Origin of the sequence: Streptacidiphilus sp. ASG 303, assembly GCF_020991365.1 — a bacterium.
Classification (GTDB): Bacteria; Actinomycetota; Actinomycetes; order Streptomycetales; family Streptomycetaceae; genus Peterkaempfera.
The window spans coordinates 418004-430457 of record NZ_JAJLRA010000001.1 but is presented as its reverse complement, the minus strand read 5'-3'; the positions used below and the strand labels follow the sequence as shown (position 1 = coordinate 430457).

The following is a 12454-nucleotide window of genomic DNA, read 5'->3' as shown; positions in this document are numbered from 1 at the left end:
CGTGTCCGCAGCACGCAGCAAGGCGCGCAAGCGCGCGTTCCAGATCCTCTTCGAGTCCGACCACCGCGGCGTCGACCCCCAGGGCGTCCTCGCCGACTGGATCCGCCGGGGCCGGGAGCCCAAGCCCGACGAGGGCGTCCCGCAGGTGGGCGAGTACACGATGCAGCTGGTCGAGGGGTACGCGCAGCACGCCGCCCGGATCGACGAGCTCATCTCCGGCTACGCCGTGGGCTGGACGCTGGACCGCATGCCCATCGCGGACCGCAACATCCTCCGGCTCGGCGCCTACGAGCTGATCTGGGAGGACGACGTGCCGGACGCGGTCGTCCTGGACGAGGCGGTGGAGATCGCCAAGGAGTTCTCCACCGACGAGTCGCCCGCGTTCGTCAACGGCCTGCTCGGCCGGCTCAAGGAGCTCAAGCCCTCCCTGCGCCGCTGACGCCGGCGGACCGCCGGCCGGGACCCGTCCCGGCGCGGCACCGCGGCCGCCCTTGCCGAAGGCCCGCGGCGGGACCCCTCCGCGGGGTCCCGCCGCGGGCCTTCGGCCGTTCCCGGCGCTCTCCCGCACCGCCGCGCTCCGCACGGGCCCCGCGCCGCCGCAGCGCCCTGCGCGGGGCCCGGAAGCGCACGGCCGGACGACGCACGGCGGTGGGACGACGCACGGGGGCCGGACAACGCACGGCGGCCGGGGTGCCCTGCCCGTCCCGGTCCGCCGGACCGGGACGGCGCGGGGGCCGGACCCGAGGGGTCAGACCGAGTCGTCCTCGCGCACCGCGCGGCGCGCGTCGGGGTTGAGCACGCCCCAGCTGATCAGCTGCTCGGTCAGGATCGACGGCGACTGGTCGTAGATCACGGCCAGCGTGCGCAGGTCGTCCTGCCGGATGGAGAGCACCTTGCCGTTGTAGTCGCCGCGCTGGCTCTGGATGGTCGCCGCGTAGCGCTGCAGCGGGCCGGCCTTCTCGGACGGGACCTGGGACAGCCGCTCCAGGTCGAGCACCAGGCGCGGCGGGGGCTCGGCGGCGCCGCCCGGGGTGCTGCCGGGGAGCAGCTCCTGCACGGGGACGCCGTAGAACTCGGCCAGTTCGGCCAGGCGCTGGACGGTCACGGCGCGGTCGCCGCGCTCGTAGGACCCGACCACGACGGCCTTCCAGCGCCCCTGGGACTTCTCCTCGACGCCGTGCAGGGAGAGGCCCTGCTGGGTGCGGATCGCGCGGAGCTTGCCCCCGAGCTGTTTCGCGTAGTCGCTGGACATTGGTCTCCCCGGACGTGGTGTTGAGGGCCGGACATGGTGTCGCGGACGTGGTGTCGGGACGGCCGGACGCGCTGTACGGGGCGGTCGGACGCACCTGTGAGGGATGGGCGGCCGGCGCGGCTGCCCCGTTGCGACGCCCGGTCCGTAACTCACTGTGAGGTTACGCAGAGTAATGTGCGTTCGTCAAGCCGAATGGTGCAGCCGTGCGAATACCCCGCCCCGGGCCGCCCCGCCGCCCGCCGCCGCCGGGCTGAGCTGCTGCTTCGCCCCGTCCGGGGCCTCCCGCCGAAACCGTCCCGGGTGCTCCTGATAAAGTGGGGCATGGCCTGCCCGCACGCCGGACAAGCCCTTTTCCAGACATCCTTTAAGGCCCGTCCCGTGAGGCGGGGAAGGAGGTCCGCTTCGGCATGACCGCATCCCAGGACACGGGCGCCGCGCCGCGCCCGCCCCACCAGGTCCTCGACGAGTCCGACATCGCCCGGGTGGTCACCCGCATCGCGCACGAGGTCGTCGAACGCGCCAAGGGCGCGGAGGACGTCGTCCTCCTCGGCATCCACACCCGCGGCGTCCACCTCGCCCGCCGGCTCCGCGCCAGGCTCGCCGCCATCACCGGCCGCGAGATCCCGCTCGGCACCCTGGACATCACCATGTACCGGGACGACCTGCGGATGAAGCCCGCCCGGGCCCTGGAGCACACCGAGATCCCGCCCGGCGGCATCGACGGCCGCCTCGTGGTCCTCGTCGACGACGTGCTCTTCTCGGGCCGCACCGTCCGCGCCGCCCTCGACGCCCTCGGCGACATCGGCCGGCCCCGCGCCGTCCAGCTCGCCGTCCTCGTCGACCGCGGCCACCGCGAACTGCCGATCCGTGCCGACTACGTGGGCAAGAACCTGCCCACCTCGCTGCGCGAGGCCGTCAAGGTCCAGCTCGCCGAGACCGACGGCCGCGACGCCGTCCTGGTCGGCGACCGCGACTACGCCGCCCTGTCCTCCCAGGCCCTGGCCGCCGGCCGGGACCCCGGGAGCGGGGACGCCCCCGACGCCGAGCAGCCGTCCGCACCGCACCTCCCGGAGTAGCAACCGCGTGAAGCGCCACCTCGTCTCCGCCGCCGACCTCACCCGCGACGACGCGCTGCTGATCCTCGACACCGCCGAGGAGATGGCCCAGGTCTCGTCCCGCGCCGTCAAGAAGCTGCCGACCCTGCGCGGCCGCACCGTCGTCAACCTCTTCTTCGAGGACTCCACCCGCACCCGCACCTCCTTCGAGATCGCCGAGAAGCGGCTCTCCGCCGACGTCGTCAACTTCTCCGCGAAGGGCTCCTCGGTCTCCAAGGGCGAGTCCCTCAAGGACACCGCCCTCACCCTCCAGGCCATGGGCGCCGACGCCGTCGTCATCCGGCACGGCGCCTCCGGCGCCCCGCTGCGCCTCGCGCAGTCCGACTGGCTGCACGGCAGCGTCATCAACGCCGGCGACGGCACCCACGAGCACCCCACGCAGGCCCTGCTCGACGCCTTCACCATGCGCCGCCACCTGAACCCCGGCGCCGGCCGCGACCTGGCGGGCCGCCGCGTGACGATCGTCGGCGACATCCTGCACAGCCGCGTCGCCCGCTCCAACGTGCTGCTGCTGAGCACCCTGGGCGCCGAGGTCACCCTGGTCGCCCCGCCGACCCTGGTGCCGATCGGCGTCGAGAGCTGGCCCTGCGAGGTCTCCTACGACCTGGACGCCGTCCTCGCCAAGACCGACGCCCTGATGATGCTGCGCGTCCAGCGCGAGCGGATGAACGCCGCCTTCTTCCCCACCGAGCGCGAGTACTCCCGCCGCTACGGCCTGGACGGCATCCGCATGGCGGCCCTGCCGGGGCACGCCATCGTGATGCACCCCGGCCCGATGGTCCGCGGCATGGAGATCACCGCCGACGTCGCCGACTCGCCCCGCTGCACCGTCGTCGAGCAGGTCGCCAACGGCGTCAGCGTCCGCATGGCCGTCCTGTACCTGCTGCTCGGCGGCGCCACCCCCGCCGACGGCGCCCCCGCCGGCCCCACCGCCGCCGCCGACGCCCCCGCCGGCCCCACCGCCGCCGACGCCCCCGCCGCCCCCGCCGCCGAGGAGAGCACCCCGTGACCACCCACCTCATCCGCAACGCCCGCATCCTCGGCGGGGACCCGCAGGACGTCCTGATCGCCGACGGGGTCGTCCGCGAGGTCGGCACCGGCCTCGGCGGCGCCGACACCGAGACCGACGCCACCGGCCTGGTCCTCCTCCCGGGCCTGGTCGACCTCCACACCCACCTGCGCGAGCCCGGGCGCGAGGACGCCGAGACCGTCCTCACCGGCACCCGCGCCGCGGCCCGCGGCGGCTACACCGCCGTCCACGCCATGGCCAACACCTTCCCCGTCGCCGACACCGCCGGCGTCGTGGAGCAGGTCTGGCGCCTCGGCCGCGCCTCCGGCTACTGCGACGTGCAGCCGGTCGGCGCCGTCACCGTCGGCCTGGAGGGCAAGCAGCTCGCCGAGCTCGGCGCCATGCACGACTCCGCCGCGGGCGTCCGGGTCTTCTCCGACGACGGCAAGTGCGTCGACGACGCCGTGATCATGCGCCGCGCCCTGGAGTACGTGAAGGCCTTCGACGGCGTCGTCGCCCAGCACGCCCAGGAGCCCCGCCTCACCGAGGGCGCCCAGATGAACGAGGGCGCCGTCTCCGGCGAGCTGGGCCTCGGCGGCTGGCCCGCCGTCGCCGAGGAGGCGATCATCGCCCGCGACGTGCTGCTCGCCGCCCACGTCGGCTCCCGCCTGCACGTCTGCCACGTCTCCACCGCCGGCTCCGTCGAGATCATCCGCTGGGCCAAGGCCAAGGGCTGGGACGTCACCGCCGAGGTCACCCCCCACCACCTGCTCCTCACCGACGAGCTGGTCCGCTCCTACGACCCGGTCTACAAGGTCAACCCGCCGCTGCGCACCGCCGCCGACGTGGCCGCCCTGCGCGAGGCCCTGGCCGACGGCACCATCGACGCCGTCGCCACCGACCACGCCCCGCACCCCGCGGAGGACAAGGACTGCGAGTGGGCCGTCGCCGCCATGGGCATGGTCGGCCTGGAGACCGCGCTCTCCGTCGTCCAGCACACCATGGTCGACACCGGCCTGCTGGACTGGGCCGGCGTCGCCGACCGCATGTCCTTCCGGCCCGCCCGGATCGGCCGCCTCGCCGGCCACGGCCGCCCCGTCTCGCCGGGTGAGCCGGCCAACCTCGTCCTGGTCGACCCCGCGTACCGTGGAACGGTGACCCCCGAGAGCTTCGCCACCCGCAGCCGCAACACCCCCTACCGCGGCCTGGAGCTGCCCGGACGGGTCCGCGCGACCTTCCTGCGCGGCGTGCCGACCGTCGTCGACGGCGAGCCGGTGGCGCCCGAGGCCGTCGCCGGGGGCGCGGCGTGACCCTCCCGAGCGCACCCCTCGCCCTCCTCGCGGAGGCCCCGCACTCCGCACCGGTCCGGCACTGGGAGCAGTACCTGGGCTGGAGCGCCGGGCTCGTCCTCCTCGTCGTCCTCGTCTACTGGCTGATGCGCCAGGGCTGGAACTGGCGCTCCACCCTCCAGTCCGACCTGCCGCCGCTGCCCGAGCCCCCCGAGGACCCGGGACCGGTCCTCCTCACCGCCACCGGCCGCTACCACGGCACCACCCGGGCGGGGGAGTGGCTGGAGCGGATCGTCGCCCACGGCCTGGGGGCCCGCAGCCTCGCCGAGCTCACCCTCACCGAGCGCGGCCTGCTCGCCCGCCGCCCCGGCGCCGGGGACCTGTGGATCCCCGCCGGGGACCTGGCCGGCGCCCGCACCGACTCCGGGATCGCCGGCAAGGTCGTCCCCTCCGGGCTGCTGGTCGTCACCTGGCGCCTCGGCGACACGCGCCTCGACTCCGGCTTCCGCGCCGACCACCCCGACCAGCACCCCGCGTGGGTCGCCGCGATCGACCGCATCGCCGCCGCCGCCCCCGCCGCACGACACGACACGGAAGGCACGTCATGACCGCACCCGCCCCCGCCACGCAGGCCCGGCCGTCGGCCGGGCAGCGCCGCGCCGCCCGCCGGGAGCGCGTCCCGGCCGTCCTCGTCCTGGAGGACGGGCGCACCTTCCGCGGCCAGGCGTACGGCGCCGTCGGCGAGACCTTCGGCGAGGCGGTCTTCAACACCGGCATGACCGGCTACCAGGAGACCCTCACCGACCCCTCGTACCACCGCCAGGTGGTCGTGATGACCGCCCCGCACGTCGGCAACACCGGCGTCAACGACGAGGACCCCGAGTCGTCCCGCATCTGGGTCGCCGGCTACGTGGTCCGCGACCCCGCCCGGGTGCCCTCCAACTGGCGCTCGGTGCGCTCCCTGGACGACGAGCTGGAGCGGCAGGGCGTCGTCGGCATCAGCGGCATCGACACCCGCGCCCTCACCCGCCACCTGCGCGAGCGCGGCGCCATGCGCGTCGGCATCTTCTCCGGCCCGGCGCTCGCGGCCGCCGCCGACGACGCCGCGCTGCTGGAGCGGGTCCGGCGGGCCCCGCAGATGACGGGCGCCGACCTCTCCGCCGAGGTCGCCACCGCCGAGCCGTACGTCGTGCCCGCCCTCGGGCCCGACGGCCAGGCCCTGCCCCTGGGCACCGCGCGGTTCACCGTCGCCGCCCTCGACCTCGGCATCAAGGCCATGACCCCGCAGCGGATGGCCGAGCGCGGCATCGAGGTGCACGTGCTGCCCGCCACCGCCACCCTGGAGGAGGTGTACGCCGTCGAACCCGACGGCGTGTTCCTCTCCAACGGCCCCGGCGACCCCGCCACCGCCGACCTCACCGTGGTCCGCGGCGTGCTGGAGCGGAGGACCCCGCTCTTCGGCATCTGCTTCGGCAACCAGCTCCTCGGCCGCGCCGTCGGCTTCGGCACCTACAAGCTGAAGTACGGCCACCGCGGCATCAACCAGCCCGTGCAGGACCGCGCCACCGGCACGGTGGAGGTCACCGCGCACAACCACGGCTTCGCCGTGGACGCGCCCCTCGACCGGGTCACCGACACCCCCTACGGCCGGGTCGAGGTCTCCCACGTCTGCCTCAACGACGACGTGGTCGAGGGCCTGCGCCTGCTCGACACCCCCGCCTTCAGCGTCCAGTACCACCCCGAAGCGGCCGCCGGCCCGCACGACGCCGCCTACCTGTTCGACCGCTTCGTGAAGCTCATGGAGGGCCAGCGTGCCTAAGCGCACCGATATCCAGTCCGTCCTGGTCATCGGCTCCGGCCCGATCGTCATCGGCCAGGCCGCCGAGTTCGACTACTCCGGCACCCAGGCCTGCCGCGTCCTCAAGGCCGAGGGCCTGCGGGTCGTCCTGGTCAACTCCAACCCGGCGACGATCATGACCGACCCGGAGATCGCCGACGCCACCTACGTCGAGCCGATCACCCCGGAGTTCGTCGAGAAGATCATCGCCAAGGAGCGGCCCGACGCGCTGCTCCCCACCCTCGGCGGCCAGACCGCGCTCAACACCGCCGTCTCCCTCGCCAAGAACGGCGTCCTGGAGAAGTACGGCGTCGAGCTGATCGGCGCCAACATCGAGGCCATCGAGAAGGGCGAGGACCGCGAGCGCTTCAAGGCCGTCGTCGAGGCCGTGAAGGCGAAGACCGGCCACGGCGAGTCCGCCCGCTCGGTCATCTGCCACACCATGGACGAGGTCATGGCGGGCGTGGAGACCCTCGGCGGCTACCCTGTCGTCGTCCGCCCCTCCTTCACCATGGGCGGCGCCGGCTCCGGCTTCGCCCACGACGAGGAGGACCTGCGCCGCATCGCCGGCCAGGGCCTCGCCCTCTCGCCGACCACCGAGGTGCTCCTGGAGGAGTCCATCCTCGGCTGGAAGGAGTACGAGCTGGAGCTGATGCGCGACCGCAACGACAACGTCGTGGTCGTCTGCTCCATCGAGAACTTCGACCCGATGGGCGTCCACACCGGCGACTCCATCACCGTCGCCCCCGCGATGACGCTGACCGACCGCGAGTACCAGGTGCTGCGCGACGTCGGCATCGCCGTCATCCGCGAGGTCGGCGTCGACACCGGCGGCTGTAACATCCAGTTCGCGGTCGACCCCGAGGACGGCCGGGTCATCGTCATCGAGATGAACCCCCGCGTCTCCCGCTCCTCCGCGCTCGCCTCCAAGGCCACCGGCTTCCCGATCGCCAAGATCGCCGCCAAGCTCGCCGTCGGCTACACCCTCGACGAGATCCCCAACGACATCACCGAGCAGACCCCGGCCTCCTTCGAGCCCACCCTCGACTACGTCGTGGTGAAGGTGCCGCGGTTCGCCTTCGAGAAGTTCCCCTCCGCCGACGCCTCCCTCACCACCACCATGAAGTCGGTGGGCGAGGCCATGGCCCTGGGCCGCAACTTCCCCGAGGCGCTCAACAAGGCGCTGCGCTCCCTGGAGAAGAAGGACTCCGAGTTCACCTGGACGGGCGAGCCCGGCGACAAGGACGAGCTGCTCGCCACGGCGCGGACCCCCACCGACGGCCGCATCAACACCGTCATGGAGGCCATCCGGGCCGGGGCCACCCCCGAGGAGGTCTTCGAGGCCACCCGGATCGACCCGTGGTTCGTCGACCAGCTCTTCCTCCTCGACGAGATCGCCGCCGAGCTCGCCGAGGCCCCCGAGCTCACCCCCGGGCTGCTGCGCCACGCCAAGCGGCACGGCTTCTCCGACCGGCAGATCGGCGGGATCCGCGGCCTGAGCGCCGACGTGGTCCGCGAGGTCCGGCACGCCCTCGGCATCCGCCCGGTGTACAAGACCGTCGACACCTGCGCCGCCGAGTTCGCCGCCCGCACGCCGTACTTCTACTCCTCCTACGACGAGGAGACCGAGGTCGCGCCGCGCGAGAAGCCCGCCGTGGTCATCCTCGGCTCCGGGCCCAACCGCATCGGCCAGGGCATCGAGTTCGACTACTCCTGCGTCCACGCCTCCTTCGCGCTCGCCGAGGCCGGCTACGAGACCGTGATGGTCAACTGCAACCCGGAGACCGTCTCCACGGACTACGACACCTCCGACCGGCTCTACTTCGAGCCGCTCACCCTGGAGGACGTCCTGGAGGTCGTCCACGCCGAGCAGCAGGCCGGCCCGCTCGCCGGCGTCATCGTCCAGCTCGGCGGCCAGACCCCGCTCGGCCTCGCCCAGGCGCTCAAGGACAACGGCGTGCCGATCGTCGGCACCTCCCCGGAGGCCATCCACCTCGCCGAGGAGCGCGGCGCCTTCGGCCGCGTGCTGCGCGACGCGGGCCTGCCCGCCCCCAAGCACGGCACCGCCTTCTCCTTCGAGGAGGCCAAGGCCATCGCCGACGAGATCGGCTACCCGGTCCTGGTCCGCCCGTCCTACGTGCTCGGCGGCCGCGGCATGGAGATCGTCTACGACGAGCCGTCGCTGGCCGCGTACCTGGAGCGCCACGCCGGCCTGATCTCCGAGCACCCGGTGCTGGTGGACCGCTTCCTCGACGACGCCGTGGAGATCGACGTCGACGCGCTCTACGACGGCGCCGAGCTCTACCTCGGCGGCGTCATGGAGCACATCGAGGAAGCCGGCATCCACTCCGGCGACTCCGCCTGCGCGCTGCCCCCGATCACCCTCGGCGGCCACGACATCAAGCGGCTGCGGGCCTCCACCGAGGCCATCGCCAGGGGCGTCGGGGTGCGCGGACTGATCAACATCCAGTTCGCCATGGCCGGGGACATCCTCTACGTGCTGGAGGCCAACCCCCGCGCCTCGCGCACCGTGCCGTTCACCTCCAAGGCCACCGCCGTGCCGCTGGCCAAGGCCGCCGCCCGCGTCTCGCTCGGCGCCACCATCGCCCAGCTGCGCGCCGAGGGCATGCTCCCGGCCGAGGGCGACGGCGGCACCCTGCCGCTGGAGTGCCCGGTCGCGGTCAAGGAGGCCGTGATGCCGTGGAGCCGCTTCCGCGACGCCTCCGGCCGCGGCGTGGACACCGTCCTCGGCCCGGAGATGCGCTCCACCGGCGAGGTCATGGGCCTGGACTCGGTCTTCGGCACCGCGTACGCCAAGTCCCAGGCCGGCGCCTACGGCGCGCTGCCGCTCAAGGGCCGCGTCTTCGTCTCGGTCGCCAACCGCGACAAGCGCAGCCTGGTCTTCCCCGCCCGCGCCCTGGTCGAGCTCGGCTTCGAGCTGCTCGCCACCTCCGGCACCGCCGAGGTGCTGCAGCGCAACGGCATCCCCTCCACCGTGGTGCGCAAGCACAGCGAGGGAGAGGGCCCGAACGGCGAGAGGACCATCGTGCAGCTCATCCACGACGGCGGGGTCGACCTGATCATCAACACCCCGTTCGGGACCGGCGGCCGCCTCGACGGCTACGAGATCCGCACCGCCTCCGTCGCCCGCGGCGTGCCCTGCCTGACCACGGTCCAGGCCATGGGCGCGGCCGTCCAGGGCATCGACGCCCTGATCCGCGGCGACGTCGGCGTCATGTCGCTGCAGGAGCACGCGGCGCTGCTGAACGCGGCCCGGCAGAAGCAGTAGCGCGACCCGTGGGGGGCACGCCGTACCGACGGGGTGCCCCCCACAGTCCTGCCCGGCCCCGCCCCGGGTCCCGGACCCCACCGCCCGGCCCCCCGCACCCCGGCCGGCCCGCCCGGCCCCCTCCGCCGGCCCCCTCCGCCCGGCCCACCGGAAGGCACCGCCCCGTGTACCGCCTCCTCTTCGACCTCCTCTTCCGCCGCATGGACCCCGAGAAGGCTCACCACCTGGCCTTCGGCTGGATCCGCGCCGCCTCCGCCGTCCCCGGCCTGCGCACCCTGGTCCGCCGGGTGCTCGCCCCCCGCGACCCCGCGCTGCGGGTGACCGCCCTCGGCCTGGACATGCCCGGCCCCTTCGGCCTGGCCGCGGGCTTCGACAAGAACGCCGTCGGCATCGACGGCCTCGCCATGGCCGGCTTCGACCACGTCGAGATCGGCACCGTCACCGGGCAGCCCCAGCCCGGCAACCCCGCCCCGCGCCTCTTCCGCCTCGTCGAGGACCGCGCCCTGGTCAACCGGATGGGCTTCAACAACGACGGCTCCGCCGCCGTCGCCGCCCGCCTCGCCGCCCGGCCCCGCACCTCCACCGTCGTCGGCGTCAACATCGGCAAGACCAAGGCCGTCCCGGAGGCGGAGGCCGTCGCCGACTACGTCACCAGCACCGAGCGCTTGGCCCGCCACGCCGACTACCTCGTCGTCAACGTCAGCTCGCCCAACACCCCCGGGCTGCGGAACCTCCAGGCCGTCGACCAGCTCCGCCCGCTGCTCACCGCCGTCCGCGAGGCCGCCGACCGCTCCACCGACCGCCGGGTCCCGCTGCTGGTGAAGATCGCCCCCGACCTGGCCGACGCCGACGTCGACGCCGTCGCCGACCTCGCCCTGGAGCTGGGCCTGGACGGCGTCATCGCCACCAACACCACCATCGGCCGCGAGGGCCTGCGCACCGACGCGGCCACCGTGGCGGCGGCGGGCGCCGGCGGCCTGTCCGGCGCGCCGCTGAAGGAGCGCTCGCTGGAGGTGCTGCGCCGCCTGCACGCCCGCACCGGAGGCCGCCTCACCCTCGTCGGGGTCGGCGGCGTCGAGACCGCCGCCGACGCCTGGGAGCGCATCCTGGCCGGGGCCACCCTGGTCCAGGGCTACAGCGCCTTCATCTACCAGGGCCCCTTCTGGGCCCGGCGGGTCCACCGGGGCCTCGCCGCCCGCCTGCGGGCGAGCGGGTACGCGACCCTCGCCGACGCCGTCGGCGCCGGTGCGGCCCCCGTGTCCGCGCCGGACGGCACGTCCCCGGACGGCGCCGCCCCGAACGACCCCGCCCGCGACGAGCAGTGAGGACCCCCGTGACCGCCACCCGCAAGGCCCCCGCGCCCGCCCCGATCGCCGTCGCCCTCGACGCCCCCGACCTCGCCACCGCCACCGGCTGGGCCGAGGCCGTCGGTCCGCACGTCTCCACCGTCAAGGTGGGCCTGGAGCTGTACCTCGCCCACGGCCACGACGCCGTCCGCCGGGTGCGCGGGGCCAGCGGCGGCCGCGACCTCTTCCTCGACCTCAAGCTCCACGACATCCCCAACACCGTCGCCGGGGCCGCCCGCTCGGTCGCCGACCTCGCCCCCGCCTACCTCACGGTGCACGCCTCCGGCGGCGCCGCCATGGTCCGCGCCGCCGCCGAGGCGCTGCCGCAGACCCGGATCACCGCCGTCACCGTCCTCACCTCGATGTCCGAGGAGGACCTGGACGCGGTCGGCCTCGCCGGCCCGGCCCTCGACGCGGTGCGCCGCCTCGCCGTGCTCGCCGTCGGCGCGGGCGCCCGCGCCCTGGTCTGCTCGCCGCGCGAGGTCGCCGCGGTGCGGGCCGAGGTGGGCCCGGACGTCCACCTGGTGACCCCCGGCGTGCGTCCGGCGGGCGCGGCGCTGGGCGACCAGACCCGGGTCGCCACCCCCGAGCAGGCCCTCGCCGACGGCGCCGACCTGCTGGTCGTCGGCCGTCCGGTCACCGCCGCGGCGGACCCGGGCGCGGCGGCCGCCGCGCTCGCCGCCGCCCTCAGGGCCTGAGCCCCGGCCGGCGGGCCGGGGCGTGAGGGCCGTCACACCGGGGCCCGTCGCGGGGATGTATGCGCGGAAATGTCCTGGTCGATCTGCGCTGACCAGGACTTTTCCGTCCCTTCTCCTGACGTGGGCCCCCAGGGGGGGTAGTCTCCGGCGGTAGGTCGCAAGTGGAGCGCGTTTGTCGTTGCTCCTGCAGGTCAGAGCAGCTAGGTTCCTCTGCGATCGCTAGTTGGACATCCCATTCGTTCGAACCCTGAGGTGAACGGCGTGGCACTTCCGCCCCTGACCCCTGAACAGCGCGCTGCTGCGCTCGCCAAGGCCGCTGAGGCTCGCCGGGAGCGCGCCGAGGTGAAGAACAGGCTGAAGCACAGCGGTGCTTCGCTGAGCGAGGTCATCAAGCAGGGCCAGGAGAACGACGTCATCGGCAAGATGAAGGTCTCCGCCCTGCTCGAGTCCCTCCCCGGCGTCGGCAAGGTCCGCGCCAAGCAGATCATGGAGCGCCTCGGCATCTCCGAGTCCCGCCGCGTCCGCGGTCTCGGCTCCAACCAGATCGCCTCGCTGGAGCGCGAGTTCGGCGGCGCGACCGCCTCCTGAGGCCCCGCAGCCGCACCGGTGTCCCGGCACG

11 protein-coding genes are annotated in these 12454 nt (G+C 74.3%); 10 read left to right on the top strand and 1 reads right to left on the bottom strand.

What is annotated here, in order from left to right; genetic code table 11:
• Position 1 precedes the first annotated feature (1 nt).
• Positions 2–439 carry a transcription antitermination factor NusB gene (nusB, locus tag LO771_RS01915; protein WP_230647640.1) on the top strand — a complete coding sequence of 146 codons (438 nt, stop codon included), beginning with the start codon at positions 2–4 and terminating at the stop codon, positions 437–439.
• A 309-nt stretch (positions 440–748) separates the two neighbouring features.
• On the opposite strand, the gene LO771_RS01910 is transcribed toward nusB, so the two are convergent.
• Complete coding sequence (locus LO771_RS01910) at positions 749–1252, bottom strand: transcriptional regulator (RefSeq protein WP_230647638.1); 504 nt, start codon at positions 1250–1252, stop codon at positions 749–751.
• Positions 1253–1659: 407 nt separating this feature from the next.
• On the opposite strand from LO771_RS01910, the gene pyrR reads away from it, so the two are divergent.
• The 9 genes from pyrR (at position 1660) to LO771_RS01865 (ending at position 12423) form a co-directional block, all read left to right on the top strand.
• The gene (gene pyrR, locus LO771_RS01905; RefSeq protein WP_230647636.1) at positions 1660–2328 is read left to right on the top strand and encodes a bifunctional pyr operon transcriptional regulator/uracil phosphoribosyltransferase PyrR; all 669 of its coding nucleotides are present in this window, start codon (positions 1660–1662) and stop codon (positions 2326–2328) included.
• 7 nt (positions 2329–2335) lie between these two features.
• Positions 2336–3376, top strand: a complete 1041-nt coding sequence (locus LO771_RS01900) for an aspartate carbamoyltransferase catalytic subunit (RefSeq protein ID WP_230647634.1) — start codon at positions 2336–2338, stop codon at positions 3374–3376.
• Positions 3373–4686 (top strand): dihydroorotase, encoded by a 1314-nt coding sequence (locus LO771_RS01895; protein ID WP_230647632.1) that lies wholly within the window; start codon positions 3373–3375, stop codon positions 4684–4686. Before LO771_RS01900 ends, LO771_RS01895 begins: the two co-directional genes overlap by 4 nt.
• On the top strand, positions 4683–5273 hold the full coding sequence (locus tag LO771_RS01890; protein WP_230647630.1) for a hypothetical protein: 591 nt from the start codon (positions 4683–4685) through the stop codon (positions 5271–5273). The genes LO771_RS01895 and LO771_RS01890 overlap by 4 nt, the downstream gene beginning before the upstream one ends.
• Positions 5270–6484, top strand: coding sequence for a glutamine-hydrolyzing carbamoyl-phosphate synthase small subunit (gene carA, locus LO771_RS01885; protein WP_230647628.1), 1215 nt, complete (start codon positions 5270–5272; stop codon positions 6482–6484). Before LO771_RS01890 ends, carA begins: the two co-directional genes overlap by 4 nt.
• Positions 6477–9791, top strand: coding sequence for a carbamoyl-phosphate synthase large subunit (gene carB, locus LO771_RS01880; RefSeq protein ID WP_230647626.1), 3315 nt, complete (start codon positions 6477–6479; stop codon positions 9789–9791). Before carA ends, carB begins: the two co-directional genes overlap by 8 nt.
• Before the next feature lie 164 nt (positions 9792–9955).
• Positions 9956–11116, top strand: coding sequence for a quinone-dependent dihydroorotate dehydrogenase (locus LO771_RS01875; protein ID WP_230647623.1), 1161 nt, complete (start codon positions 9956–9958; stop codon positions 11114–11116).
• A gap of 8 nt (positions 11117–11124) precedes the next feature.
• Positions 11125–11835, top strand: a complete 711-nt coding sequence (gene pyrF, locus LO771_RS01870) for an orotidine-5'-phosphate decarboxylase (protein WP_230647621.1) — start codon at positions 11125–11127, stop codon at positions 11833–11835.
• Between the two features lie 261 nt (positions 11836–12096).
• A complete protein-coding gene (locus LO771_RS01865; RefSeq protein WP_230647619.1) occupies positions 12097–12423 on the top strand; it encodes an integration host factor, actinobacterial type in 327 nt (108 codons plus the stop codon).
• Positions 12424–12454 lie beyond the last annotated feature (31 nt).

What these genes read in the sequence shown, in the direction of transcription:
- carA (WP_230647628.1), top strand. Translation starts at nt 5,270, where the DNA reads ATGACCGCACCCGCCCCCGCCACGCAGGCCCGGCCGTCGGCCGGGCAG.
- LO771_RS01910 (WP_230647638.1), bottom strand. Translation starts at nt 1,252, where the DNA reads ATGTCCAGCGACTACGCGAAACAGCTCGGGGGCAAGCTCCGCGCGATC.
- pyrR (WP_230647636.1), top strand. Translation starts at nt 1,660, where the DNA reads ATGACCGCATCCCAGGACACGGGCGCCGCGCCGCGCCCGCCCCACCAG.